This is a genomic window from Grimontia sp. AD028 (assembly GCF_000973155.1).
GTDB classification, from domain to species: Bacteria; Pseudomonadota; Gammaproteobacteria; order Enterobacterales; family Vibrionaceae; genus Enterovibrio; species Enterovibrio indicus.
Genome location: NZ_LASY01000147.1, coordinates 1 through 25,725, shown reverse-complemented (window position 1 = coordinate 25,725; position 25,725 = coordinate 1). Strand labels below are relative to the sequence as shown.

Genomic DNA, 25,725 nt, shown 5'->3' with positions numbered 1-25,725 from the left:
AATTCGAGGCAAATTTTACGTGGAATAGTCGCTCTATTTCCGTGGAATTTGACGAAGAAGTGGGCGCATTGATGTCCTCCCTTCGGGCGAGTTGACTGACGCCGTGCTCTTTGTTGTTCCTTTTTGATGGAGGTGACTACACCTACAAAGGAACGCCGCGATCACAACGCCAGTCAATCTCGCTGAATCCTGCATCTTCAGGTTGTTTGGGTATATTGCTTAGGTAAGAACAGTGCAATCTCTTCTTCGGTCAGCTCGCGGTATTCACCCGGCTCAAGTTCTTCATCCAGAATGAGTTCTCCGATGGATTCACGATGAAGACCAACCACCTTGTTGCCTACTGCGGCAAACATGCGTTTTACCTGGTGGTATTTGCCTTCGTGAATGGTCAGAAGCACTTCTTTTTCGTCTATCTGTTCCATCTGAGCAGGTAAGGTTTCTGTCTTCTCGCCACGCAGTTTAATACCTTCTGCAAAAGTCGCTGCAACGCCCTCTTTGACCGCATCATCTAACCACACTCGGTAAGTCTTGTCGCATTTGTGTTTTGGGGACGTCACACGGTGTGACCATTGGCCATCATCGGTCAGAAGCAATAGACCGGTGGTATCGCAATCCAAGCGCCCTGCAATGTGCAGCTTCTCAGCACCGATTTCATCCAGCAGGACAAAAACCGTTGGATTGTAAGGGTCGTCGTGCGAACAAACATACCCTTCAGGCTTATTCATCATGTAGTAACGAGGACCGGACAGGCTCAGCGACATGCCATCGAATTCTACATCCGCATCTTCGGCAATTTTGATAGCACCGTTTTTGATGACTTCACCATCAACCGTGACACGTTCTTCTTTGAGGACTTTCGCTGCTTGTTTGCGCGTAACACCGACTGTTTCGCACAAGAATTTGTCTAGCCTGATCATTGCTTTTCACCACATGTTTCTGAGGGCGCGGATTATATACTTAAACTTCCAAGAGAGGCAGTGTTTAAAGCTCGCAGCCGGGTGTTTTATCAGGAAAGTTCAGATCCGTTTATGTACTCTCATTCCTTATTGTTGAAATTGCACTCTCCGATTCACTGTCTATAACTAAGAGATGCCGAACTTAACAAAATCGCCACAGTCTAAACTCGTGACTTCTAAAATATGATTATAATCTCCCATCGACTAACTTATTGATCAGGGAAGCATTTATGAAAATTACGCTGCAGTCGCCTTCCGTTGAGTCAATGCCACGCCTGCTTGAACTGTCAAAGTTTATGCACGACCACGAGGCACTGACTTTTGATGTCGAACATGTGACTTCCGCATTCAGTTTCCTCATTGGACACCCTAACCATGGCGACGTTTTCCTTATCAGCCTAGAGCAAGGAAACGAGCAGGAAATTATCGGATATGTTGTGCTTTGTTACAGCTTCAGCATTGAACTGGGCGGACAAATCGCAGTGATCGACCAAATCTTCCTCCAGCAGGATTGGCGTCGACAAGGTGTCGGCTCTCATGTCCTGCCGAATATCGAGGCGCATGCCCTCGAAAAAGACTGCCACGCAGTGATTCTTGAAGTGAACATTGGTAACAGCGGTGCCAGAGAGTTTTACGAGCAGTTTGACTACATGGCTCGTCGCCAGCATTGCATTATGTCCAAGCGTTTATCGCGCTAGCCTTTACTTTGTGTGGCAGATACACTGGGCAGCCTTGAATTGGCTGCCTTTTTGATTCCATGTATACCCTTCGTCCTTATCAGGCTGACGCGGTCAAAGCCGTCGTCCACTACTTTAGAAACAACACCACCCCAGCCGTTGCGGTGCTGCCCACCGGTGCAGGAAAAAGTCTGGTTATCGCAGAGCTGGCAAAGTTGGCACGTGGTCGTGTTTTGGTCCTTGCCCATGTGAAAGAGCTGGTCGAACAGAACCACGAAAAGTACGAAGGGTATGGATTGAAAGGCGGGATTTTTTCGGCGGGACTCGGCAGAAAAGAAAGTAGCGATAAAGTCGTCTTTGCTTCTGTGCAATCCGTGGTGCGAAATCTTGATGCATTCAAAGATCAGTTTTCTTTGTTAGTTATCGATGAATGCCACCGCGTGCCGGATAATGAAGACAGTAGCTACCGTAAAGTCATTTCCCATCTCCAAACCGTTAACTCTGGCATTAAGGTATTGGGTCTAACAGCGACACCTTATCGACTCGGTATGGGCTGGATCTATCAATATCACACCGCTGGACGTGTTCGCAGCGAGAAACCGAGATTCTTCCGCGATTGTATCTTCGAGCTTCCTATCCGATTCTTGTTGGATGAAGGCTTTTTGACGGAAGCGAAGATCCTTGATGCGCCAGTGTTGAGTTACGACTTTTCATCACTCAAAGCGTCACCAACAGGATTCTATAAAGAAGCGGATTTGGACCGTGTGATAGAAAACGCACCAAGAGCGACGCCCCAAATCATTAATCAGGTTCTGGATTACGCCAAAGAACGGCATGGCGTGATGATCTTTGCCGCCACGGTAAAACACGCTCAGGAAATTCTCACCCTGCTGCCTGAGAACGAATCGGCACTCGTCATTGGTGATACAGCGCAAGATGAGCGTGACGATATTATCCAGCGCTTCAAAAAACGGGAAATTAGGTATCTGGTCAACGTATCAGTGCTGACAACTGGCTTTGATGCACCACATGTCGATCTCATCGCCATCTTGCGTCCGACAGAATCCGTCAGCCTGTATCAACAAATCGCAGGACGAGGATTACGCCTCTCTCCCGGTAAGACTGACTGTTTGATTCTGGATTATGCAGGCAATGTCTACGACCTATATCAACCTGAAATTGGCGATCCTAAGCCGGATAGCGACAGCGAAATCGTTACTGTTCCCTGCCCTGCCTGTGGCTTTAACAACAATTTCTGGGGCAAGTTGGATAACAATGGCTTTCTCATTGAACACTATGGCCGCCGTTGTCAGGGCTTCTTTGAAGACGATGATGGCGAACGTGAAATTTGTGGCTACCGCTTCCGCGCCAAGTTTTGCAGCGAGTGCGGCGCAGACAACGACATAGCCGCAAGGCGCTGCCACCAGTGTGATCACGCACTGGTCGATCCTGATAAAAAGCTGAGAGACGCCTTAAAGCTCAAAGATGCCATGATCATGGCCTGCGCTGATATGCGCTTAACAGCAGGGAAAAACAAATTCGATAAACCGCAGTTAAAAGTCACCTATGTCGGGCAGGATGGCGCGGAAATTCATGAAGTTTGGCCCCTTTCGACTAAACGCCAAAAGGATGAATTTCTCGCTAAATTTATCAATCCACATTTGGTTGACCGGCACAGACCTTTTACAGACACAGCGCCTTCTAAAGTCGCGCGTGCAGAACACAGACTGAGGTTTCCTGACTTTATTGTGGCGAGAAAGAATGGCCGATTTTGGGCGATTAGGGATAAAATCTTCGACCTGAATCAGTTCGCCTCACAGCAAGAGGTCAGAACCATGTTGACCAACGTGGCTTGAGCAGAAAAACATCGCAACCCACCTCAAACCTGATGATTAAAAACACAATGCGCACAAGTACTCAGCATTCACGCATTAAATCACTGGTAACGCTTGTTATTACCCAGTCTCAATGTTAGTATCCGCGCTCGATTTACTTGGTACTTAGTTTGGTCGCAAATCTAGGTACTTATTTTCAACTCTCTATTTAAGAGTATTTATTATGAAATTCGAAGCAGTAGTACGTACTGAGCAGGGTAAAGGTGCGAGCCGCCGCCTGCGTCACGCTGATCAATTCCCAGCAGTAGTTTACGGTGGCGAAGCAGCTCCTGTAGCAATCGCTCTGGACCACAAAAAAGTGATCACTCAAATGGACAAGCCTGAGTTCTACGAAGCGATTACTCTGGTTATCGACGGTGCTGAAGTTAACGTTAAGCCTCAGGACATCCAACGTCACCCGTTCAAGCCAAAAGTTATGCACATGGATTTCATCCGCATCTAATTGCGTTTGAGCTTGAATTGAAAAAGCGCCTCTCGAGGCGCTTTTTTTGTATTCGCTGTTGGTCGTCAGCTAATTAGTCTTCATCACCAAACAGGGACTGTTGTGGGCTGACCTCTTCCACATTTCCTTCTGCTTCTTTCGCCAATTTAGCCCGCATCACACGCACATAACGCTGCTTACAAAGTCGAATCACATTACGTCTTTGCTCACCGGTAAAATCGTTCCAGTGAAAACGCTCTTCCCTGCTTCGAAAGCAACCTTTGCAATAGCCTTTGTTATTCACCTGACACACACCAATGCAAGGGCTGGGCACGGTAAAGAAATCGAGTTGTTCCATACACCCTCCGATGTCGTTTGTGTCTGTGTTTTCATTCAAGCGAGTTTTCACTCGAAAAGCAAATTTCCTTCTGTAACTCGCTGATATTAACTTTACGCCCAATCATTTCCGCTTAGGTGATTTCCACTAGCGGAATAAAATTCCATTGCGTTTAGTGGTCTAAATTTGTTAAGTTGACCACATAACCTTTTGGGTTATCGCCTTTTTGCAGTACAGAGCTCCAACTCTGAAAGAATAAAATAAAAGGGCGCAAGGATGATTGTTATTTAGGAGGAGTTATGTCGTTTTTTGTTCCGTCCGCTGAGTCCCAAGATCACGCAGAATCCATTTACCTAGCCATTGCTAAACACGTTGATGCCCCAGTCAAGGATTCGCGCATTGAAAGTCTGACGTGGGAACATGAAGGTCAGGAAGTAATGGCTAAAGTTGGCGATAAACTACCAGCCTGCTTTGGCACTGACGATGAAACTATTCTCGCGATTTTTGATTGTGGTGATGTCTATAAAGTTTGTACACCAAACCGTGGTGCAGTCTGCTTTGACCCGGTTCTCGCCTCTCGCACTTACGTTTCAAGCGTCGATTTCTTCTAGCTCGAAGTATTTTGAAGACAAAGAGCCAGGCAATAAATGCCCGGCTCTTTGTTTTTCTTCAACGAATAAACCCGAATTTAGAACAATCCTAACTGTGGCATCGCCAAATCATCAAAGTTCTTCCCGATGAAAGGCAATATACCGTCTGCAATCGGCTTCAATTGTTTGTCGACGTAATGTTGATAGTCATACGGACTATCCAATGCTTCTAATGGCTCGGCACCGTTAACAGTGATTACGTATTCAATCCAGCCGCCGTGCTGATACTGAAGGTTGCGCCCTAGCTTCTTATTCGCCTCATCGGCTTTGCGTGCTGCTTTCACATGGGGCGGCACATTCTTCTCGTAGTCAGAAAGCTTACGGCGTAATCGTTTACGATAGATAAGTTGATCATCATTGTTACCACGTAACGTGTCTTCAACCGTATTACGCACGTACTCTTCCACCTCTTCCCCATCGAAAACCTTCTGATACAAGGTTTGTTGGAAAACCTGAGCCAATGGCGTCCAGTCTGTCCGAACCGTTTCCAATCCTTTATAGACAATACGTCGCTCACCATCTTTATTGACCAAACCCGCATAGCGCTTTTTACTGCCGGTATCCTGTCCACGAATCGTCGGCATCAGGAATTTCTGGTAGTGAGTTTCGTATTCAATCTCAAGCGCCGAGGTAATTTCATAGTTTTCGGTTAGGTGGTTAATCCACCACGCATTGATATGCTCCACCAGCGCTTGACCCACTTCATCCGCCTCTTCGTTTGAATAGAGCCTTCCTAGCGAAACAAAGGTCGAGTCAGTGTCGCCATAAATAACTTCATACCCTTTTGCCTCAATCAGCTCACGGGTGGTCTTCATAATTTCATGACCACGCATGGTGATTGACGAAGCCAATCGATGATCAAAGAAGCGGCAGCCCGATGAACCCAAGACGCCGTAAAAAGAGTTCATGATGATCTTAATCGCCTGTGAGAACGCCTTTTCGCCTTTCAGTTTGGCTTCGTCGCGGGCTTTCCAAAGGTTTTCGATCAATGACGGCAGGAAATGTTTTTCTCGGTGGAAGACACCACCACGAAAGCCAGGAACACAGCTTTCCTGAGCCTGAAGCCCTTCAATCAAACCTAAGGGGTCGATTAAAAACGTACGGATTATCGAGGGATAGAGGGATTTGAAATCCAACACCAGTACGGAGTCATACAAGCCAGGCTTACTGTCCATCACATAACCGCCGGGGCTGGCAATCCAGTTTTCGCTAGCCAGCGTTGGCGCGATATAACCAGCTCGGTGTAACCTTGGCAGATAAAGATTGGTAAAAGCCGCCACTGAACCGCCAATACGATCCAGTTCGATGCCCGTTAAACGGCTGCGCTGGATAAGAAATTCCAGCAAGTGAGTTTGCTCAAAAATGCGGTTAACAAGCACACAGTCCTGCAGGTTGTATTTTGCGAGTGCTGGCTTGTCATCACGGAACATACGGTTGATGGAGTCCATACGATCGTAAGGGTTATCAATCGCTTTGCCTTCGCCGAACATTTCACGGGATACCGATTCAAGCGACCATGAACGAAAGCTGTATGTCGCCGTTTTCAGCGCATCAATGCCATCAATCACCACACGCCCTGGCAAGGTGATAAACCCCTGTCGGCTGTTTGAAGAATCGCGCCAATGTGCCTTTTCGCCACCGCGCCCCAATCGTAAATCCAGCTTGTGAAATGCAGCGCGTTTGACCAGAAGTCTGAAGTCAAAATCAATCACACTCCATCCCACGACCACGTCAGGGTCAAAGGTGGCAAACCAATCATTGAGAGCTTTCAGCAAGTCATATTCTGATGCTACCCACTGAATCCAAGGGTACTCATCAGCATTAGCTGGTTTGTCGCCAATCATGATGACACGGCTATCACGCTCGCTATCTAGGCCTATTGAGTAAAGTACGCCCTTCTCTGAGCACTCGATATCGAGAGACACGCGGGAAAGCGAAGTGGAATAGTCGGACGATTTCGCTTTGGCTTCGCGATATTCCGTAAAGCCTCTGCGTTGGGTCGCCTTACCATCGAAGGTTAATCCACCACAAATAAACCTTTCCATCAGATAGCGGTCAGGCAAACGAACATCAGATTCGAGGGTATCAATCTCTTCCATCTGAAGAAGGCGGCTTGCACGATTGGCAGCGTTGATCGTATTGAAGTAAAAACCAGATACCGTTTGGAGAGCAAAGTCTTTCAAAGGCAGTTCGCGGCAAGTGAAGGCGATACCTGCGGTATTGAGTATTGTCTGAGCCTGGTTCACATGAACGGACGCAACAAAAAACACTGGCTTTTCGCCCGTGACAATCAATTTCGCGGGTCCATTGTCGGTCTGAACCCAGAGTGTCAGTTCAGTCTGTTCGCCGATATCACGACTGTGTCGACTGATTAAAAAACCGTCTTGATACTGCAAGTTAGCCTCAGAAGTAGCAATCTCAGGTGCAGTATACCCCAGCTTGTCGCCCATCGTTGATTTTATCTGTACGTACAAACAGTATTTGATTCATTCTCAGAATTCCTCCATTCAATTCAGTAGCCTACTGCTATAGTTCCTAAGTCAATGGAGGAAGTATGATGAGCAGTCAGGTCTCACATATCGTCGTCGTCGATGACGAGCAGGAAGTGAGAGACGTCCTAGCCGATGCCCTAGTTCAGGTTGGTTACAACGTCACGAAAGCAAGTAATGGAAGCCAGCTACGAGCTGCCCGCGATGTCGACTTAGCAGTGATCGACCTTCGTCTAAATAACGAAGATGGTCTCCAGTTAGCGCGTCAACTCAGGGAAAACAGCGATATTCCCATTATGATGCTCACTGGCAAAGGGGATGCCACCGATCTGATTATTGGACTGGAAGTCGCCGCCGATGATTACATGATGAAACCCTTCAACCTGCGCGAGTTCACCGCCCGGGTAAATGCGCTGCTTCGTCGAAGCAAAAAATCTCAGGCGATTGAATCCAAACCTATCATAAGTGACGAAACCCTCTATCAATTTTCTGATTGGACGCTCAACCTTTCCCGACGCCAACTCATTCATACCAATGGGCACCAAGCCGACCTGACTTACGGTGAGTTTTCCCTCCTCGAAGCCTTTATTTCCTCCCCCCAGCGCGTCTTGACCCGAGAGCAACTCATGGAAAAAACACATGGCTTCGACACTGATTCCATGGACAGGACAATCGATGTTTTGGTGGTCAGGCTTAGGAGGAAAATCGAACCAAACCCTCGAATTCCCTCGTTGATCAAAACTGAGCGTGGTCTCGGTTATCGCTTTGACTGCTCCGTCGTCCAAGTCATGAATTCGGCATTAAGCGACCAGTAATGCGAAGCCAGAGTATTCGCCCGCATTTAATGCTGACACTGTCGGTGTTGTTACTTCTCACCACACTGATGGCGGGCTTTTCCCTGTTTACGTTATGGCAGAATCAATACCTGCTCGATCGCGTCACGGAAACTACTCTGACCGATACGCAAACGGCTTTGAATCTCTCTGAAGGTGTCGCCCAAATTGCGGCAATGGCGCCTTATACCGCCTCCTCTGCCCGCCCATTTCAGGTGCAGAACGAAAAAGCCCAGCTCTACGCCAGAGCAAAAGCATTGCGGGAGAATGCCGCCAAACTGACAAATCCAGATTATGCCCTAGAGCTTGGGAAACGTTACCAAGAAGTCGAAAACACACTCACCAGACTGATGGCCAACGTGGAGAGTGAATTGTTTATTCGCGAAGACTTGATGGCCCAGCAGTTCTCGCTGGATGAACTTGAAACCTATTCTTTTGGTAAAGGATTTGTCGATGCTTTCCGCAAGGATCCCACACGGATCCAGTCAGGATGGATAGAACAGATGATGGTCAGCATTGAAAAAGCAGCCGTTAACAATCCCACTTTGTCTCGTAGTGTTTCACCCGTGCTGGCAACCCTGTCCCGCAGTAACGAACAAATTAACGCATTGCGTTCAGAAAACGCCTTCTTACTGGCCTCGATCCGTGCGCAGTCAGAGCGAATGGCTGACTACGTGACGGAGATTGTTCAAACCCACCAGAATGATGTCAACGAACAGCAGCTCCTCGCAAGAAAAGCCATCAATCACGTTGCGCTGCTTATGGCGTTCATATTGCTCTCTCTCGCCGTTGGCGTGTTTTATCTTTATCGTTTTAATGATCGCATGGCGAAAGACCTTCAACGGGTCACTGATGAAATGATTAGCCTCGCCAGTGGTAACACAGAACATGAACCTATCAACATTCCCCGTCAGGATGAAATCGGTAAGCTCGCAAGTGCTTTCAAAGCTTTCCAACACAATGCAATCGAAAAAGCCCGGGTCACAGGCGACTTGTCTCGCCAGAAGCTTCTTCTAGAAACCTTGTTCCACGATATGCAGGATGGACTAAGTGCCTTCGACAAAGACAACCGCCTGTTGGTGTGGAACCGAAAATATATCGCCCTGCTGGGTATCGATCCCCAAAAGTTAAATGAAGGCATGCATATTGAAGATGTTCAGGCATTGATCACCCCTTCACTGTTGCAAAGTGACCAGGAGTCTCTCGATGAAAAAGAGACCATTGCGCAGCGCCACTTGGAGCCACAGGTGTTTGAACGTCAATTCAAGGACGGCAGAATCGTCGAATACCGAAGCCAGCCCCTTCCTTCGGGCGGCTTTATCACCCTGTACCGAGATTTAACCGAAAACCGTCAGATAGACTTGAAATTACGCCAAGCGCAGAAAATGGAAACGCTGGGACAACTGACTGGCGGCATCGCACACGACTTCAACAATCTGCTCTCGGCCCTTGGTGGCAACCTTGAACTGTTGGATATGAATGCCCCGCTCGAGGGAAACAACAGAACCTATCTAAACCGCGCCCTGTCGGTGACAGAAAAAGGCACACAATTAGTCGACAGGCTACTGGCTTTCAGCCGCCGACAGCCGCTTCATCCAGAACCTGTGAATCTGGAGCAAACGTTGTGGGAACTCGCCGATCTTCTCGAATACACGCTGGATGGCACAAGCCGACTGACGCTGGATCTTTCTGAACATGAAAGCTGGGTTTATCTGGATAAAAGTGGGTTGGAGAACGCGTTAATCAACATGCTTCTCAATGCCAATACCGCGATGCCAGAAGGTGGCGTCGTCACCCTTTCTACCCGTGCCTGCCAGATGCTTGAAGCCAATCAGGAAGCAGTATTGTTGGAGGTTTCTGATACGGGCAATGGCATTGCCGCGGATGTGATGACCAAAGTCATGGAGCCCTTTTTTACCACCAAGGAAAAGGGGCAAGGCAGCGGTCTTGGCTTGAGCATGGTGTATGGCTTTGTCGAGCAATCCCATGGTGAAATTGCTATCAGCTCACAGTTAGGCGTTGGTACTCAAATCAGCATCATGTTGCCCCTCACGCTGGAAATACTTGGCGATAACGCTTCTGAATTGCTCCCTGAAACCGTTACCTGTGGTGGCAACCGTTGGGTTTTGTTGGTGGATGACGATGATGATGTTTCCCTCCCCATCAAAGCCTTTCTGGAAAACGACGGTGCAAAAGTCACAGTGGTTCAGTCAGCGAGCGAAGCGCTGACAACACTTCAAGAGATCTCTTTTGATTGTGTACTCAGTGACATTAATCTTGGCAGCAAAGAAACCGGGATTTGGCTGCGAAGTAAGGCGCTTAATCTATTCCCTGACCTTCACTTTGTGTTGATGTCCGGACTCCCTGCCAGCCAGCTTTCTGAGCAATTTGGCTACCAACCTGACTGGCCTTTGATCACAAAACCAATAAGTTATCGTCAGCTTCACTTATCTCTCTTTCCATCACATTCAAACAGTTAGCCGCTTTATTTCAATTGTGAACAGCAATATTCACGATTTGAAACCGTTCATTCGTTTTCATTTGCCAGTGTATTTGAAAAGACAAAGACACAAGGAGATCTGCTATGAAAACGCTGTTACGCAAAACCGCTATTGCCGCTATGTTTGCAGCCTTGCCACTGGCACAGGCTTCCGCAGAAGAAGTGCTGATTGGTCTAATTACCAAAACCAACACCAACCCATTTTTCGTCAAAATGAAGGAAGGTGCTGAAGCCAAAGCGAACGCCTTAGGTGCCAAAGTCAGTTCTTTCGCTGGCCGATTTGATGGCGATACAGATTCACAAGTTCAAGCGATTGAAAACCTGGTTGCCGCCGGTGCAAAAGGGATTCTCATTACTCCAAGCGATCCACAGGCACTCGCACCGGTTGTCAAACGCGCCCGTGACGCAGGCGTGCTTGTTATCGCGCTGGACACCCCGTTCTCCCCTGCCAGCGTCGCTGATGCCACCTTTGCAACAGACAATTTCAAGGCTGGCGAAATGATCGGTCAGTGGGCGAAAGCAAAGTTGGGTGACAACGCAAAAGACGCACGTATCGCTCTGTTGGACTTGAGTACCGCCAACATCACTGTCGATGTCGCGCGCAATCAGGGATTTCTCACAGGGTTTGGTATCGATACTAAAAATCCCGATATTAACCGCGACGAAGATGACTCTCGCATCGTGGGTAACGACGTGACCCAAGGCTCAGAGGAAGGCGGCCGTCGCGCAATGGAAAACCTCCTCCAGAAAGATCCTAGCGTAAACCTCGTTTACACCATCAATGAACCTGCTGCGGCTGGCGCTTATGAAGCCCTCAAAGCAGTAGGCCGTGAAGATGACGTGATTATTGTTTCTGTCGATGGCGGCTGCCCAGGTGTGGATAACGTCGAAGCAGGTGTGATCGGCGCGACGTCTATGCAGTTCCCTCTCAAGATGGCATCACTGGGTGTTGAAGCGGTGGTGGAATACGCGAAATCTGGCGTGAAACCGGGTGCGACACCAGGCAAATCGTTCTTTGATACCGGCGTAGAACTCATCACTGATGAGCCTGTTAACGGCGTGTCTTCGTCTACTTCGAAAGAAGGTAAAGGCAAGTGTTGGGGCTAACCCCTTAGGTTTCGAGAGGGAGCCCTTCCCTCTTTTTTCTAATCTCGGACATTTCCTGTCTGGACACGGACGCACTCAGGAGCAATAAATGTCATCTTCATCTGAACAAAACCGCACACTTGGAGACCAACTCCATCAAGGTTTTAGCGTTGGACAGCGCATTCAACTCTATTTACATAATCACCCAACAGCCGCCCCTTTTCTTGTTCTGATCATTGCTGTTGCGGTATTTTCCACCTTGGTTGGCGATCGTTTCTTCCACCCATTTAACCTTTCTCTGGTGCTCCAACAAGTCACTATCATTGGTGTCATTGGAATCGCGCAAACCCTGATTATTCTCACCGCAGGCATTGATTTGTCGGTCGGTGCCATCATGGTCCTCACTTCTGTGGTGATGGGAAGATCAGCCATAGACTATGGCTTTTCCGCCCCCGTTGCTTTGTTGGCAGGATTATCCGTCGGCGCAATATGCGGCCTAATCAACGGCCTTTTGGTCTCACGGATTAAGCTCCCGCCGTTTATCGCCACCTTGGGTACATGGAACATATTTTTTGCTTTGAACCTTTGGTATTCAAACAGCCAGACAATCCGCTCACAAGTCATTGACCAGCAAGCGCCATTGTTACAGTGGCTTGGCAATACTATTGAGTTCTTTGGTGCGCGTATCGCTTACAGTTCCATCTTCATGCTGCTGCTGTTTGTGATCATCTGGTATGCCCTCAACTGGACAGCTTGGGGACGGCACGTTTACGCAACGGGCGATGACCCCGATGCGGCTCGGCTTGCTGGTATCCGAACACGTAAAATTCTGCTGTCAGTCTACATACTCGCTGGCGTGATATGCGGCCTTGCGGCCTGGGTACTGATTGGACGAATCGGCTCAGTCAGTCCACAGGCTGGTTTCACTGCGAATTTGGACTCTATTACCGCAGTGGTGATCGGCGGAACCAGCCTCTTTGGCGGTCGCGGCTCTATCTTTGGCACTCTGATTGGGGCGCTGATTGTTGGCGTATTTAGAAACGGGCTCGCGTTACTGGGTGTTGATGTACTTTGGCAGGAGTTTACTGTCGGCATACTCATCATCGTGGCAGTCAGTATAGACCAATGGATCCGGAGGGTGGCATCATGAGCAATGAAAACCAAACGCCTGTACTTCAAGCCAAAGGGCTGGTTAAACGTTATGGTCGCGTCACCGCGCTGGATGGCGCAGATTTCGATTTGATGCCCGGGGAAATTCTGGCTGTTATCGGTGATAACGGCGCAGGGAAATCCAGTTTGATCAAAGCCCTTTCCGGCGCGCTGATCCCCGACGATGGAGAAATCATCTTGGACGGCGAGCGCGTTAAGTTCTCCAACCCAATGCAAGCCCGTGAAGCCGGTATCGAAACGGTTTACCAGAACTTGGCAGTTTCCCCTGCCCTCAATATCGCAGACAACCTCTTCCTTGGTCGGGAAATTCGTCATTCAGACTGGCGCGGCAAATGGTTCCGCATGCTGGATAAGAAAGCAATGCGCGACAAAGCCAAGGAAAAGCTCACGGAGCTTGGCTTAATGACGATTCAGGACATCACCCAAGCAGTAGAAACGCTCTCAGGAGGGCAACGCCAAGGGGTCGCCGTGGCACGCTCTGCTCTGTTTGGCTCAAAAGTGGTGATTATGGATGAACCCACTGCCGCTTTGGGCGTAAAGGAATCCCGTCGCGTGTTAGATTTGATCCTCGAAGTGAAAAACCGTGGGCTTCCTGTGGTGCTGATCAGTCACAACATGCCTCACGTATTTGAAGTGGCTGATCGTGTGCACATTCACCGCCTGGGCAAGCGGGTGGACATCATCACTCCGCAGACCCACACTATGAATGATGCCGTCGCAATCATGACGGGGGCAATGGAACCGGGGCAAACCATCGAAATGTCTGAGGCTTAGCTTGCATGCCGAAAGCGCTACTTATATTTGTTCTTTTCATTTTGATGCAGCCGCCCGCCGCGGCTGCCATCAAAGCCGGAGTCAGCGTCACTGATCTCACTAATCCCTATTTCATTACTGTGGTGCGTACGATCAAAGAGGAATTATCCAATCGCTTTGGTGATGACAGTGTCCTTCTTGTTCGCTCAAGTGCCTATGATCACCTAAGGCAAGTACGCCAGCTCAATGAGTTTATGGCAGAAGAAGTCGATGTAGTGTTTCTCGTCGCGTCCGATGAACACAAGATTGGACCTACTGTTCAACAACTTTCCAACGCTGGGATTCCAGTGTTCGCTATTGACGTAAGAGCTGACGGTGCAACTGCCACTGTGACCACTGATAACCTCCGTGCAGGAGAAGTCGCTTGCGAGGGTTTGGCGAGAGTGCTCGGTGGTGAAGGGAATGTACTAATTATCAACGGGCCACAAGTTTCGGCTGCTGTGGAGCGGGTTCAAGGATGCAAAACAGCGCTGGCAAAACACCCGAAACTTCATTTGTTGGGCGATTCTCTTAATGGCACGGGGAGTATGGAAGGTGGACTGGAGAAAATGGCCTATGCCTTGCAGCTTTATGATGATATTGACGGCATTTTTGCTATCAACGATCGCACTGCGCTAGGTGCTGAAAGCGCATTACTGCAAGCAAAATCTGATGCGGTGATTATCTCGGTGGATGGCAGCCCAGATGCCAGAACAGCATTTCTTGAACGCAGACCAAACTGGATTGGCTCCTCAGTTCAATCGCCGGAAACCATGAGTCGTGAGGCTGTTCAGATAGCTGCAAAGTGGCTTAAAGAAGGACAAATCGAAAAAGTAAACGTGCTTATTCCCACTCGATTGATGACGTCGGAAAATGCGTCCACATTCAGGGAGAGGTGACCCGTTGACCTTAGGCCAATGACGATTGCTTATTCTCTTTGCCCAAAAAGGTCACGGTTATACCGAACAGAATCACCGCAGCAGAGATGACCATTCTCAATGTCAGCGTTTCATCCAACAGCATGTAGCCAGCAATCGCCGCAATGATTGGCACTGATAACTGCATCACCCCAGCTTGAGTCGCTTTGAATTTCTGCACGACGCCATACCAAATCGCATAACCAATTGCTGACGCCCCTGCACCAGATAAAACAGCCAACCAAATACCCTCCGAAGACACAGTATTCATTGGAATGTTGAGCAAGAAAAATGGCACGACGAAGAAAATACTCAAACGGAAGTTAATACAGTTAGCGGGAAGCTGCGGCACTTTCATTTCCTTGCCAAGCACACTGTAGATACCCCATGCCACACCAGAAATTGCCATCAAGCCCGCGCCCCAAGCATCAGGTGCATTCATTCCCGGAGAAACCATGTAACCAAGGCCTGCAACCGCGATTAATGCCCCGATATACTCCAATCCACTCGCACCACCTTCTTTATGATGGCTATATGCGAACATGGTTAGTTGAACGAAAGCGAACAGAATGAGCGCGCCAATACCGGTTTCCAGGTACATATAGGCAAAGGAGAAAGTCGCTGCATACAGAAACAGCATGGCAGCTGCGAGCCAGTGTTCCATCGGTTGCTGAACCAACGCACATGTTGGTGAATCACTCTTTCTGGAGTGAAAAATATATGAGAGGACATAAAGCACTAGTGCACCTGACACCAATCGAATCGAGGTAAACGATGCCGGATCAATATCACTTTCCGCTAATGCCATTCGACACAATACCGAATTGGCGGCAAAGAAGGTCATCGCGACCAAAGCCATCATCAGGTTTATCAGCGTTAACCTTGTCATGTGAACCATCTTCACCGTCCTTACATCATCACTTGCTAAATCTGACCGCCCTAGCCGACTTCCACTTTCACAAATTTGAGAAAAAATGGATATATTGACAAATACTCCTGAACTTTTTGAAATTATCTTAACTGATTGATATTTGCTCTTGCATACAGGGAAGTTTGGTAAAACGGCTCGAAAGCGGTAAAATACCGCTCCCGTTTTTTCAGTGGTGAAGTGAATGTCTGAAGCGAAACGCAAAGCTCTCAAGAAAATTGCTAAATGCCTCGAGTTAAGCAATTCCTCTAACATCAACGAAGCTGCACAGGCCATCAAAATGGCACAGCGCTTGATGAAGAAGTATGGGCTTGATCAGGACGATATTGACTTCATCAGTATGGGTAAAACCACGTCTGAAACCTTGCTTCCAACATCTATCAGTGACGGCATTCTAAAAATCATCCGTGGCATTAACACACGCTTTGGCGTGGAGTGCGTGTTGACCAATTACAAAGGTCTAAAGAAAGCAGAGTTTATCGGCGATGCCGATCGGGCGATCTTTGCTGCTTTTGCATTCGATATCGTTTACCGGGAAATGAACGAGCACATTGGCCAGTTCAGAAACAGCTTCCAGGGTTCTGGTACCTCTCAGGTTGAACTAAACCGTCGCGTTCAGTCATTTACCATGGGCTGGCTCGAAGGGGCCTTGGCTAAGCTTCCAAATATTGCTCCTGACGGTGATGCTGATAAGAAGATCAAAGACTATATCGATAAACAGTTTGAAAACATCGATCGCGAGACTTTCAAACAGCAATTGAAAGAAGCGATGAAGAACATCACCGATGATTACGAAAAAGGGATGCGGAAAGGAAAACAGGTTTCCGTCAGCCGCCCCGTTTCGGGAGCTCAAGAAGTGAAGCGCCTCTATTAGGCGCTTTTTTTATAATTGAGATTGCCCTCCAGCTCAGTAACTGACAAACCTATAACTTACTGACTTTCCATAGCCACACCGAAAAAACACCTCTTTTTGAACACTGTTGTATTAAAAAAGCCTGAATTTTCCGCGTTGCTATTGTGTTGCAGAGTGCCAAGCCCTAGCCTAGCTTATTAAATCACCACCTCAGTTGGTGATTGAGAAGATTTGCGAAAAGCAAACTCAAGGATGGTGACTCAAAGAGAGATGCCAAAGTCTACCTTCCAAACCCTCTCTAGAAGGAATGGAGAAAGCAAAATGAAAAAAGCAGTGACAAGCCTTGGACTCATTGTGGCCTTAAGTCCAGTGGCAAGTGTATTCGCCCAAGATGATTCAAATTTCTATCTGGGTGGTCGTTTCGGTGTGTCAACACTTGAAGATGCCTGTGAATTTGGTTCATGTGATGATAAAGAAATCGCAGGTGGCTTGATTCTTGGTTATGACTGGGAAAATGGCTTCGCGATTGAATCTACCTACGACTACTTGGGACGCTTCGGCACCGCATTCAACAATGGTCCAACTTCAGGCAATGGTGACCTAACTGCCTTGACGCTGGCTCCAAAATTCAATGTCGGCGTAACTGATACTACCGACCTTTACGGTAAAATCGGTGCTGCGTGGTGGAACTGGAACAGTGGTTCAGGTGACGCTGATGACATCGCACTACTAACAGCTGTAGGTGTTGATCACCGCGCAACTGACGCCGTGAATGTTCGTCTCGAGTACCAATACATTCCAGATATGGATGATTCTTACTTCACAGCAGACAATCACCTGATCACAGCAGGTGTTACCTTCCACTTCGGTCGCTACTCTGAGCCAGAGCCAGTAGTTGTAGAAGAAGTGGTTGTGGTTGAAGAAGTCGTTGAAGAAGCGAAGAAGTACGTCTTCTCTGAAGCAGACGAAGTTGAACTGTTCGCCTTCGGTAAATCTTCACTTTCAGATGGCGCAGCGCAACATCTGAATCCAATGTTGAAACGCCTGCAAGACTTTGAAGAGTCAACTGCAATCATCATTGGTCACACTGACAGTGTTGGCTCTGAAGCATTCAACCAAAAACTGTCTGAAGAGCGTGCACAAACAGTTGCAAACTACTTCATTGACAACGGTATCGCTGCTGAGCGTCTGACAGTCACGGGCGAAGGTGAAACAAACCCTATCGCTTCTAACGATACTGAAGACGGCCGCGCGAAAAACCGCCGTGTAGAAATCGAATCTCCAGAGTTTGTTTACGAAGAGTAATCAGTTCTAAGAGATCAAAAAAAAGCCACGCACTTGCGTGGCTTTTTCTTTTACTTCTCAATATGGTTCGGTAAATCCACCAGCATCAAGTCGATCATACTCCTGTCCTCATCAGCGACACCTGCTACACGCTGATAGACTGGCGAGTGGCGATCGTCAATCCGCGGAAAACGCCATCCGTATGTTGAATTGATAAAGCTCTGTGCAAAATCGGCAGAGTATCGCAAACATCCGGCTAAAACCGTATCGACATAGCTTTGAGCAATGGGATGATGACTGCAAGGCGCTATCACTTCATCTGTCACGTACACATATACAGGGCCATCAACAGCAAAACCTTCTTCCAGTACCTGAATACGGTCAGACTCTAAAGGCACACGTTGATACCCCGCTTCGCGGATATCAAACACCTCTAAGGCGTTGTAATCAATGTGAATCAACACGCCATTGCAATGCCCTTCACCTTCGCGAACAACCAAGTGAGACATCACCGGTGACCCCGTATGCCCCCAATGTCTTTGCAGACCACTCACAACCGCAGGAACGGCAATGCCCGTCTCTCCAGTGAGTTGACGTGAAGCTGCATTGATTAAACTTCCATATCCGAATATATACATAAATTTGTTAACAATTCTCCTAACACCTTAATTGGATTAATCCAAACAACACGTGCTACTGTCAACGGTGTAACGTGAGAATCGGTTGTTGTTCAGAAAAACCAACGTTCTCTGCATAGCAACTCTCAATCTTTCCTAAATTTCTTTACGTTCAGAATACTTTTAAACCACTATTCTGCTCAACCGCAGTGCGAAGGATTTACCTGCGGTGCCTCCAAAGATACGACATGGATAAAAACAATGACCGCTTATAAAAGCTTAGAAAAGCAATTCAAGAAACTCTCCAATTACGAACACCTCGCCGCGATCTGTGGTTGGGACCAGGCTGCCATGATGCCTGATGGTGGCAATGATGCCCGCGCACATGCAATGAGCGAACTCGCCGTGCTATGCCATGAAACCCTTACAGCGCCTGAAATGGGTCAGTGGATAGTAGAAGCAGAGGGCAACATCGCGTCCCTTTCCGCAGAACAACAAATCAGTTTGAAAGAGATGAAGCGCGTTTGGCAACAAGCCACTGTGTTGCCGTCCGGTTTAGTGGAAGCGAAATCTATCGCAGGCTCAAAATGCGAACATGAATGGCGCACCCAACGTAAAGAAAATGATTGGGATAACTTTGCCGTCAATCTCAGAGAAGTGGTCAAACTTGCGCGTGAAGAAGCAGCGATTCGCGCAGAACAAACTGGCCTCAGTCGTTACAACGCCATGCTTGATCTTTACGAGCCAGGCATGACAACAGAGAAGCTGGACGTTATCTTTGGCGATCTCAAGTCCTGGTTACCAGAACTCACACAGCAAATCATTGAGAAGCAGTCGACAGTCGCTGTTGAAGATCCCGCTGGACCTTTCCCTACAGAGCAGCAAGCAGAGCTTGGTAAAAAGCTGATGGAGATTCTGGGTTTTGATTTCAACCACGGTCGATTAGATGTCTCTATGCACCCATTTTGCGGTGGCGTGCCGCAAGATGTCCGTATCACTACTCGATACAATGAAGACGACTTTACCCAGGCTATCATGGGTGTCGTTCATGAAACCGGTCACGCGCGTTACGAGCAAGGCTTGCCACCTTCATTACATGGTTTCCCGGCAGGTGAAGCTCGCTCAATGGGCATCCATGAGAGTCAAAGCCTGTTCTTCGAAATGCAGCTAGCGCGAAGCCCAGAGTTTGTTCAGCACATTGCCGAATTCGCAAAAGATACATTCGGCCGTGAGTCTGATAAAGCTTTTGAGATTGCCAATATCAACGCACTATATAAGCGTGTTCAACCGGGCTACATTAGGGTTGATGCAGATGAAGTCACCTACCCTGCGCACGTTATTCTGCGATACGAAATCGAACGCGATCTGATTGAAGGTGCCATTGAGGTTGATGACATTCCTGGCATCTGGAGTCAAAAGATGGAGGAATATCTTGGTATCTCTACCGAAGGTAATTTCACCGATGGTTGTATGCAAGATATCCACTGGACCGACGGCTCATTTGGCTATTTCCCAAGCTACACGCTCGGCGCTATGTACGCGGCTCAGTTTATGGCGGCAATGCGTAAGACAATTGATGTCGATACCTGCCTGAAACAACTGGAGATCGCACCGATTAGCGAATGGCTGAAAGAGAATGTTTGGTCGAAGGGATCAACGTTTTCAACAGATGAGTTAGTGACTCAAGCGACTGGTGAACCCCTCAATACTGAGCACTTTAAGCAGCATCTGATGGCACGTTACCTAAATAACTAGCATTAGCTTACTCGCAATGCGCACTCACCGTTTAGTTCAAAGGCAGGATCACCCTGCCTTATTCTTTTCTCTTCTACACCTTTCTGAGCCATATTTGACCTCGTCCCAACAAGCATCCCATTTTTTCCTCCAGGAAAATGGCCTTTCACAAACAACGCAGATTTTGGTTGGCAGGTGTGCCTTGTTACCCCGGTAACGCTTTGTCGCTTTCATCGCTGTTTGTACTGTGTTGGGCAATAACCGCGACTGACCTCAATAGGACGTAACTTTTGATGCTTGGTTTTTCTTGCAGACACGCGTTTACGCCAGCTTTTGAAACTGCTCGGCTTTAGTGAACGACGCATCAAGCCTATAAGTTGAGGTTCCCCCAGACCAAACTGCTGTTTGATAGCTTCAAATGGCGTTCTATCCTCCCACGCCATTTCAATGATTCTAGAAAGGTCTTCTTCGCTAAAGTCCATCAAATTTAGCTCCCGCAATACATGCTTCGCCCTTTGAGTATCAGGATTGCTGCTCACTTGCCTGTTTGAACTCGTTGAACACATCCTCCGCTTCGGCGGTCAGTTTTGAATACATTCTGATGTCACCCCTTCTCTGTGCTTGCATCGCTTGCTCCAGCAACATCGAGTGTTTCTTCTTAAGTTTCTTTGCGGTTCTATCTTTGAAAAATGAAAACACAGCTCACTCCTTTAGATGTGGATTTGATAGTACGGAAGCTCAGAAAGAATGGATTAACACTCTCTTTTTTAGGTGGTGGTTGATGAATATACAATGCTTTAAAAAACACAAAAAATCGAAATTCATCGTTTTTAAAAAAGCTATATCTTCCAATAGAGACCATGCATTTCTCACCGTTATTTTACCGAACAAAAATTTTAAAGTTTAAGAACACCTCATACGTTAAAATTAGCTAGACAGCGCTGTCTAATATAAACTCACCAGGTATTACAAATTAGAAAAACAATAATAAACTCCATTTTTTAACCCATTGCACCCACAAATAGAAAAAAGATCCGATACTATTTACATAAACGCTACTAACAAGAAAAACTGGAGAGGTCTCCCTGGCATAAGTAGGTTTAGGAGGATAAAAAATTGTGGCGAACAATAACATCATTTAAAACAATATTCGGCATAGATTTGAGGTCGCTGGCGCTATTCCGTATCGCTCTAGCAATATTAATTATGGCGGACCTCATCAGCAGGGCGCGCGATATTGAAGCCTTTTACACAGACGAAGGCGTTCTAACCCGTTCCGCGTCAATGGGATATGCTTCAGATTTTCGCTGGTCCATTTATTGGGCAAGTGGTAGTGAGTGGTTCGTCGTTTGGCTATTTATAGTCGCCTTTTTGGTGGCATTTCTGTTACTCATTGGCTTTAGATCTCGGTTGATGGCTTTCATCAGCTGGATATTTTTGCTTTCCATTATGAATCGGAATGCTGTCCTAGGAGCAGGGGGCGACTCCCTACTTACCGTAATGTGTTTTTGGGCCATTTTACTGCCAATAGGAGCCAGATTCTCTATCGATTCAGCCCTAAATCGACGATATCAAACTGAACCGAACGCAGAACCCACAAGCCATAATTACTTCTCTATAGTGTCAGTAGGTGCATTACTTCAGGTCATGTACCTATATTTCTTCACTGCGATTTTGAAAACGGGTGATGAATGGCGTGTGACTATGGATGCAGCTTACTATGCTGTTCATCTCGATCAGATGGCGACTGTCTTCGGTGTTTGGATGAGAGATTTTCCAGCGCTACTGACACTTGGTACTTACTTCGTATGGTACTTAGAAATTGTGGCCCTGTTCCTAGTATTTTCGCCGATTTTCCATGTTCCGCTTCGTCTTTTCACTTTGGTGTTACTGGTCGCAATGCACACGACTTTCTTTCTCGCACTACATATCGTACTGTTCCCTTTTATCGACTTCATGTCGCTCAGCTTATTGATTCCTGGGGTATGCTGGTCTTGGGTCGCGAGAATTAATGATCGCGCTAAACGGAGAGACGTAACCATCTTCTATGATGAGGACTGCGGTTTTTGCAAAAAAACATGTCTGATCCTGAGAAGTTTCCTACTGCCAGAGAGCGTCAAAATACTGCCGGCCCAGAAAAATCCAGACATTTATCCGATTATGGAACGTGAAAACAGCTGGGTGTTGCGTGACCATAAAGGCGGCCTGCATACCCATTGGAATGCCGTACAATACCTCTTTCGGATCTCTATTCTTTTCCGTCCAATCGGAACTGTAATGGGTTTGAAACCCGTCCTTAAAGCAGGCAACAGACTCTACGCCTGGATAGCAAACAACCGAGCGACAATGGGTCAAATAACGGAACGCTTCCTTCCATACAGAGAGGTCAAAGAGCGGGCTAACTGGGTTGAAAATGGCCTTGGCCTGGGTACGCTTTATATCGTCACCTATTACAATATCGCAGGCATCCATCAATGGAATATCAAGTACCCTAAGCATGTTTCAGCCATTGCTGAAACACTCCGCCTTGATCAACGCTGGGATATGTTTGCTCCCTACCCTTTTAAGTTTTCACAGATGCCAGTCATTGAAGGAAAAACGCGCGGTGGTGAGATTGTCGATGTGTACCGTATGACTTTTGATGAACCGATACGCACATACCCGAAACTCTTATCTGCGGATTTCAAAAATTATCGGTGGCGGAAATACTTAGGAAGAATCTCCTCAACCAAAAACACCAAGGTTCTATCAGGATATGGTAACTACCTATGTCGACAATGGAATAAAGGCCCTGATGTCCCCAAAGACAAACAGCTCGCCATTTTTACCATAGAATTCGAGCGTCTGAGAAACATGCCAAACTACCAAAAACGTGTTCCATCAACGATTTCAGTATGGACTCACTGGTGTTTTAAAGAGTTTGCTGTTAAGTGAGCAATAAAAATTATGATTGAGGGAGCTACATAACACGGCTCCCTCTTTTTCAATGGTATAAACATATGCTTTTCCAAAACAATCCACGGTGATGTTCAACCACCGTTCAGAAAAGCATAAGCCTCTGTTTAATCGCCGAAAAAATAGTCCATACCAACCATAAGAGCATGGCTGTCGTACTTGTCTGTTTTATTGTCGCCAATGTCATCGATAAACTGGTAGCCCACGCTGAGGTTTATGTTAGGTTCAAGCTTGTACTGAAGACCAACTTCAGTGAGAAGTGAAACCCCATTAGCGTTGAGGTCGGGTCGACCAACTTGCTTTTTTTCCATGTCCCAGTAAGCCATCCCCATCTGACCATAAATAGTAAAGTCGTTTTCTAGACCCCACCCATAGCGTAAAGCCGCTTTAGCAAGATTTGTATTCACTTTTACGCCAGTTGCTTTAGCATCCAACTCCCCATGAAATTGATACCCTAGCTGCACGCTCCATTGAGGCCTAAACTGAACCCCCCCACTAATTTCAAAAATACCACTCTTTGGGTCACTACTATTATATGCACCATCATCAGCCACTTGATAACCACCATTAATACCAAAAAAATAGTTAGGGTAATGTAATGTGGGCTTGCTCATTTCTTCTGCCAAAGACCCATGGGATAGCAAATATAAACTTAGGGCAGAAAATACCTTAATAGAACTCTTTGTTTTAATGTTCATTATTTATCTCCTTAAAGAGATTTCAAACCAAGAATGAAATACATTAATTTAGCGCTACAAATATGAAAGGAGCCCTCATACCTCATCAATCAAGCATGGACGAATTGAAAGATAAAGTAGAGGGCTCGCTTGTTCTATAATTTGACCAATTTAATTTCTAATAGAGATAGACTTCTCCAGATCTAAATCCTGTACTAGAAGAGCCTTCTTCAGGAGCACCAACAATGACATTGTTATTATCTGACACATCAACCGAGTTACCGAAGTATTCATTCCAATCTGGCATTGGTGACTTCAAATAGGCGCCTTGCGACCATTCACTGCCATCAAAATTGAAGAGGTATGCTGCGCCCGACTGTGGCGCTGACACATTTGGCGTACTATTAATACCTACGCTACTGGAATCCTCACGCCAAGCACCAACAACGAGCGATGTTCCATTCGGTGACATTGCAACGCTATTACCAAACCACATGCCACTATGAACCGTCGATGCTTTGACGTAAGCCTGTTGAGACCAAGAGTCAACGTTGCGTTGGAACACATAGGCTGCACCGGTATCACTGAGTGAATTGTTTGGTGTACTGTTAATGCCTGTTGTATTGGAATCTTCATACATAGCACCAACTGCCAACGTGTTTCCGTCAGAAGAAAGGCTCACTGACATACCAAACTGATCACCACCACCGGCGTTGGAAGCCTTCACATAAGCCTGTTGCGCCCAACTGCCATCACTGTTTTCAAATACATAGGTTGCACCAGCATTCGTCGAGGCATCGTTTGGCGTAGTGTTGATACCGGTTGTACTAGAACTTTCTCCAACCGCGCCAACGGCAAGCGTATTACCATCTCCGGACATCGCAACCGATTCCCCAAATTTATCTGAGCTTCCTGGATTAGAGGCTTTGATATATAGCTCCTGACTCCATGCCCCACCGTCAAAACTGAATAGATATGCGGCGCCAGCCCAGCTGCTTAGCGAGTTGTTTGAAGTACTGTTGATTCCAGTAGTGCTTGAGTCTTCTCCCGGCGCGCCGATGAGAACCTTATTACCATCCGATGACAACGCAACACTTCGGCCAAACCTATCATCAGAACCAGCATTGTCGGCTTTCAAGTAACGCTGAAATACCCATGCATCATTCTCGAAACGGTACACATAGGCGGCTCCCGCATTACCTGAGTCGTTGTTATAACAGCAAGAGGATACACTCAAATTACTTCCGTCTTCCTGCGGTGCACCGACGACCAGGGTGTTGCCGTCTTCAGATAGTGCCACTGCCCAGCCATAATAATCATTTGCGTCAATATTGGGCGATGTCAGCAGTTCCTCTTGTTGCCATAAGCCATCTGTAAAGCGGAAGATATAAGCAGCACCTCGTGCGGTATTTTTATAAGGCGCGCCTGCGGCAAACACTGTACCGTCGCGTGAAATTGATACCGAGTAGCCAAACCTAGCAGATTGACTAGGATCTGAAGCTTTAATGCTTGCGATTAAATCATTTGCATCGGTTGAAGACAGAGAGAGTAAGTTAGACGACGCAGACCCTACGCTGTTTGTTGAAATAATAAAGAACTCTGAAGACAACGCAGACAAAGCACCCGTCATACCTATTGTTAGCTCCAGCGCCCCGTCCGTTGTACCTAATGGTTCGCAGTCGTTATCAAAGTCTTCATTTTGACGGCAAACAGTGTATCCCGTGGCCAGCTCAGACTTTTCCCATGCAAGCGAAACAGGGAAAGTAAGCGTCTCGGACGAACCTGATTCCACTGTCAGAAGGTTAAAAGACTCAGGGGGTTGTGGGTTGAGGTATTGGTCAATAGCTGCCTGAGACCCACCGATAGTAATAACAATATCTGTCGTCGTTACACCATCAGACGCCGTCACTTCAATGACATCCTGTACAACAGTCTCTTCAGTGAAATCAGCCAC

Annotated in this window: 24 protein-coding genes; 14 read left to right on the top strand and 10 right to left on the bottom strand. The window is 47.2% G+C overall.

Going from position 1 to position 25,725, the window contains the following annotated elements:
- Positions 1–197 precede the first annotated feature (197 nt).
- Positions 198–917: a 16S rRNA pseudouridine(516) synthase RsuA gene (gene rsuA, locus RN22_RS22785; protein ID WP_046308029.1), complete on the bottom strand. Its 720-nt coding sequence runs from the start codon at positions 915–917 to the stop codon at positions 198–200.
- A 269-nt stretch (positions 918–1,186) separates the two neighbouring features.
- Between rsuA and RN22_RS22780 the strand changes: the two genes are divergently transcribed.
- From RN22_RS22780 to rplY, 3 genes are all read left to right on the top strand, one after another.
- Complete coding sequence (locus RN22_RS22780) at positions 1,187–1,654, top strand: GNAT family N-acetyltransferase (protein WP_002542241.1); 468 nt, start codon at positions 1,187–1,189, stop codon at positions 1,652–1,654.
- A gap of 59 nt (positions 1,655–1,713) precedes the next feature.
- The gene (locus RN22_RS22775; RefSeq protein ID WP_046308027.1) at positions 1,714–3,489 is read left to right on the top strand and encodes a DEAD/DEAH box helicase; all 1,776 of its coding nucleotides are present in this window, start codon (positions 1,714–1,716) and stop codon (positions 3,487–3,489) included.
- 202 nt (positions 3,490–3,691) lie between these two features.
- Positions 3,692–3,970, top strand: a complete 279-nt coding sequence (gene rplY / locus RN22_RS22770; RefSeq protein ID WP_002542243.1) for a 50S ribosomal protein L25 — start codon at positions 3,692–3,694, stop codon at positions 3,968–3,970.
- Positions 3,971–4,043: 73 nt separating this feature from the next.
- Here the strand turns inward: rplY and RN22_RS22765 are convergent, their stop codons facing one another.
- Positions 4,044–4,307, bottom strand: coding sequence for a DUF1289 domain-containing protein (locus tag RN22_RS22765; RefSeq protein WP_002542244.1), 264 nt, complete (start codon positions 4,305–4,307; stop codon positions 4,044–4,046).
- Between the two features lie 278 nt (positions 4,308–4,585).
- Between RN22_RS22765 and RN22_RS22760 the strand changes: the two genes are divergently transcribed.
- Positions 4,586–4,897, top strand: coding sequence for a hypothetical protein (locus RN22_RS22760; protein WP_046308025.1), 312 nt, complete (start codon positions 4,586–4,588; stop codon positions 4,895–4,897).
- A gap of 77 nt (positions 4,898–4,974) precedes the next feature.
- Here RN22_RS22760 and RN22_RS22755 read toward each other — a convergent pair whose 3' ends face one another.
- A complete protein-coding gene (locus tag RN22_RS22755) occupies positions 4,975–7,332 on the bottom strand; it encodes a DNA polymerase II (RefSeq protein ID WP_046308036.1) in 2,358 nt (785 codons plus the stop codon).
- 158 nt (positions 7,333–7,490) lie between these two features.
- Here RN22_RS22755 and RN22_RS22750 point away from each other — a divergent pair, with 158 nt between their 5' ends.
- The 6 genes from RN22_RS22750 (at position 7,491) to RN22_RS22725 (ending at position 14,705) form a co-directional block, all read left to right on the top strand.
- Positions 7,491–8,240 carry a winged helix-turn-helix domain-containing protein gene (locus RN22_RS22750; protein WP_002542248.1) on the top strand — a complete coding sequence of 250 codons (750 nt, stop codon included), beginning with the start codon at positions 7,491–7,493 and terminating at the stop codon, positions 8,238–8,240.
- Positions 8,240–10,738, top strand: coding sequence for a PAS-domain containing protein (locus tag RN22_RS22745; RefSeq protein ID WP_046308022.1), 2,499 nt, complete (start codon positions 8,240–8,242; stop codon positions 10,736–10,738). Before RN22_RS22750 ends, RN22_RS22745 begins: the two co-directional genes overlap by 1 nt.
- Before the next feature lie 104 nt (positions 10,739–10,842).
- Positions 10,843–11,865 carry a sugar ABC transporter substrate-binding protein gene (locus tag RN22_RS22740; RefSeq protein ID WP_046308021.1) on the top strand — a complete coding sequence of 341 codons (1,023 nt, stop codon included), beginning with the start codon at positions 10,843–10,845 and terminating at the stop codon, positions 11,863–11,865.
- Between the two features lie 88 nt (positions 11,866–11,953).
- Positions 11,954–12,994: an ABC transporter permease gene (locus RN22_RS22735; RefSeq protein ID WP_002542253.1), complete on the top strand. Its 1,041-nt coding sequence runs from the start codon at positions 11,954–11,956 to the stop codon at positions 12,992–12,994.
- The gene (locus tag RN22_RS22730) at positions 12,991–13,788 is read left to right on the top strand and encodes an ATP-binding cassette domain-containing protein (RefSeq protein ID WP_046308019.1); all 798 of its coding nucleotides are present in this window, start codon (positions 12,991–12,993) and stop codon (positions 13,786–13,788) included. Before RN22_RS22735 ends, RN22_RS22730 begins: the two co-directional genes overlap by 4 nt.
- A 5-nt stretch (positions 13,789–13,793) precedes the next feature.
- Positions 13,794–14,705 carry a substrate-binding domain-containing protein gene (locus tag RN22_RS22725; RefSeq protein WP_046308017.1) on the top strand — a complete coding sequence of 304 codons (912 nt, stop codon included), beginning with the start codon at positions 13,794–13,796 and terminating at the stop codon, positions 14,703–14,705.
- Positions 14,706–14,715: 10 nt separating this feature from the next.
- Here the strand turns inward: RN22_RS22725 and RN22_RS22720 are convergent, their stop codons facing one another.
- The gene (locus RN22_RS22720; protein ID WP_046308015.1) at positions 14,716–15,621 is read right to left on the bottom strand and encodes a DMT family transporter; all 906 of its coding nucleotides are present in this window, start codon (positions 15,619–15,621) and stop codon (positions 14,716–14,718) included.
- Between the two features lie 214 nt (positions 15,622–15,835).
- On the opposite strand from RN22_RS22720, the gene RN22_RS22715 reads away from it, so the two are divergent.
- Together RN22_RS22715 and RN22_RS22710 are read left to right on the top strand one after the other, a co-directional pair.
- Positions 15,836–16,525, top strand: a complete 690-nt coding sequence (locus tag RN22_RS22715) for a DUF2786 domain-containing protein (RefSeq protein WP_046308013.1) — start codon at positions 15,836–15,838, stop codon at positions 16,523–16,525.
- A gap of 300 nt (positions 16,526–16,825) precedes the next feature.
- Positions 16,826–17,809, top strand: a complete 984-nt coding sequence (locus RN22_RS22710) for an OmpA family protein (protein WP_046308012.1) — start codon at positions 16,826–16,828, stop codon at positions 17,807–17,809.
- A gap of 50 nt (positions 17,810–17,859) precedes the next feature.
- On the opposite strand, the gene RN22_RS22705 is transcribed toward RN22_RS22710, so the two are convergent.
- Positions 17,860–18,426 carry a gamma-glutamylcyclotransferase family protein gene (locus tag RN22_RS22705; RefSeq protein WP_046308011.1) on the bottom strand — a complete coding sequence of 189 codons (567 nt, stop codon included), beginning with the start codon at positions 18,424–18,426 and terminating at the stop codon, positions 17,860–17,862.
- Positions 18,427–18,666: 240 nt separating this feature from the next.
- On the opposite strand from RN22_RS22705, the gene RN22_RS22700 reads away from it, so the two are divergent.
- Positions 18,667–20,160 (top strand): carboxypeptidase M32, encoded by a 1,494-nt coding sequence (locus RN22_RS22700; RefSeq protein WP_046308009.1) that lies wholly within the window; start codon positions 18,667–18,669, stop codon positions 20,158–20,160.
- A gap of 48 nt (positions 20,161–20,208) precedes the next feature.
- Here the strand turns inward: RN22_RS22700 and RN22_RS24900 are convergent, their stop codons facing one another.
- Genes RN22_RS24900 through RN22_RS25050 form a run of 3 tightly spaced genes read right to left on the bottom strand, consistent with a single transcriptional unit; the run spans position 20,209 to position 20,838 of the window.
- Positions 20,209–20,373, bottom strand: coding sequence for a DUF2256 domain-containing protein (locus tag RN22_RS24900; protein ID WP_082111457.1), 165 nt, complete (start codon positions 20,371–20,373; stop codon positions 20,209–20,211).
- Positions 20,370–20,621, bottom strand: coding sequence for a TIGR03643 family protein (locus RN22_RS22695; protein ID WP_046308007.1), 252 nt, complete (start codon positions 20,619–20,621; stop codon positions 20,370–20,372). The genes RN22_RS24900 and RN22_RS22695 overlap by 4 nt, the downstream gene beginning before the upstream one ends.
- Positions 20,622–20,661: 40 nt before the next feature.
- Complete coding sequence (locus tag RN22_RS25050) at positions 20,662–20,838, bottom strand: DUF6435 family protein (protein WP_156168248.1); 177 nt, start codon at positions 20,836–20,838, stop codon at positions 20,662–20,664.
- Positions 20,839–21,255: 417 nt separating this feature from the next.
- Here RN22_RS25050 and RN22_RS22690 point away from each other — a divergent pair, with 417 nt between their 5' ends.
- Complete coding sequence (locus RN22_RS22690) at positions 21,256–23,073, top strand: HTTM domain-containing protein (RefSeq protein WP_231590955.1); 1,818 nt, start codon at positions 21,256–21,258, stop codon at positions 23,071–23,073.
- A 128-nt stretch (positions 23,074–23,201) separates the two neighbouring features.
- On the opposite strand, the gene RN22_RS22685 is transcribed toward RN22_RS22690, so the two are convergent.
- Positions 23,202–23,792 (bottom strand): porin, encoded by a 591-nt coding sequence (locus tag RN22_RS22685; protein WP_052737586.1) that lies wholly within the window; start codon positions 23,790–23,792, stop codon positions 23,202–23,204.
- Between the two features lie 157 nt (positions 23,793–23,949).
- On the bottom strand, positions 23,950–25,725 hold a 1,776-nt coding region (locus RN22_RS22680), incomplete at its 5' end, for an FG-GAP repeat protein (protein WP_156168247.1).

Excerpts from the sequence above, each read along its gene's own strand:
- rsuA (WP_046308029.1), bottom strand. The coding sequence starts at position 917 with ATGATCAGGCTAGACAAATTCTTGTGCGAAACAGTCGGTGTTACGCGC.
- RN22_RS22780 (WP_002542241.1), top strand. The coding sequence starts at position 1,187 with ATGAAAATTACGCTGCAGTCGCCTTCCGTTGAGTCAATGCCACGCCTG.
- RN22_RS22775 (WP_046308027.1), top strand. The coding sequence starts at position 1,714 with ATGTATACCCTTCGTCCTTATCAGGCTGACGCGGTCAAAGCCGTCGTC.
- rplY (WP_002542243.1), top strand. The coding sequence starts at position 3,692 with ATGAAATTCGAAGCAGTAGTACGTACTGAGCAGGGTAAAGGTGCGAGC.
- RN22_RS22765 (WP_002542244.1), bottom strand. The coding sequence starts at position 4,307 with ATGGAACAACTCGATTTCTTTACCGTGCCCAGCCCTTGCATTGGTGTG.
- RN22_RS22760 (WP_046308025.1), top strand. The coding sequence starts at position 4,586 with ATGTCGTTTTTTGTTCCGTCCGCTGAGTCCCAAGATCACGCAGAATCC.
- RN22_RS22750 (WP_002542248.1), top strand. The coding sequence starts at position 7,491 with ATGATGAGCAGTCAGGTCTCACATATCGTCGTCGTCGATGACGAGCAG.
- RN22_RS22745 (WP_046308022.1), top strand. The coding sequence starts at position 8,240 with ATGCGAAGCCAGAGTATTCGCCCGCATTTAATGCTGACACTGTCGGTG.
- RN22_RS22740 (WP_046308021.1), top strand. The coding sequence starts at position 10,843 with ATGAAAACGCTGTTACGCAAAACCGCTATTGCCGCTATGTTTGCAGCC.
- RN22_RS22735 (WP_002542253.1), top strand. The coding sequence starts at position 11,954 with ATGTCATCTTCATCTGAACAAAACCGCACACTTGGAGACCAACTCCAT.
- RN22_RS22730 (WP_046308019.1), top strand. The coding sequence starts at position 12,991 with ATGAGCAATGAAAACCAAACGCCTGTACTTCAAGCCAAAGGGCTGGTT.
- RN22_RS22725 (WP_046308017.1), top strand. The coding sequence starts at position 13,794 with ATGCCGAAAGCGCTACTTATATTTGTTCTTTTCATTTTGATGCAGCCG.
- RN22_RS22720 (WP_046308015.1), bottom strand. The coding sequence starts at position 15,621 with ATGGTTCACATGACAAGGTTAACGCTGATAAACCTGATGATGGCTTTG.
- RN22_RS22715 (WP_046308013.1), top strand. The coding sequence starts at position 15,836 with ATGTCTGAAGCGAAACGCAAAGCTCTCAAGAAAATTGCTAAATGCCTC.
- RN22_RS22710 (WP_046308012.1), top strand. The coding sequence starts at position 16,826 with ATGAAAAAAGCAGTGACAAGCCTTGGACTCATTGTGGCCTTAAGTCCA.
- RN22_RS22705 (WP_046308011.1), bottom strand. The coding sequence starts at position 18,426 with ATGTATATATTCGGATATGGAAGTTTAATCAATGCAGCTTCACGTCAA.
- RN22_RS22700 (WP_046308009.1), top strand. The coding sequence starts at position 18,667 with ATGACCGCTTATAAAAGCTTAGAAAAGCAATTCAAGAAACTCTCCAAT.
- RN22_RS24900 (WP_082111457.1), bottom strand. The coding sequence starts at position 20,373 with ATGAAAGCGACAAAGCGTTACCGGGGTAACAAGGCACACCTGCCAACC.
- RN22_RS22695 (WP_046308007.1), bottom strand. The coding sequence starts at position 20,621 with ATGGACTTTAGCGAAGAAGACCTTTCTAGAATCATTGAAATGGCGTGG.
- RN22_RS22685 (WP_052737586.1), bottom strand. The coding sequence starts at position 23,792 with ATGAACATTAAAACAAAGAGTTCTATTAAGGTATTTTCTGCCCTAAGT.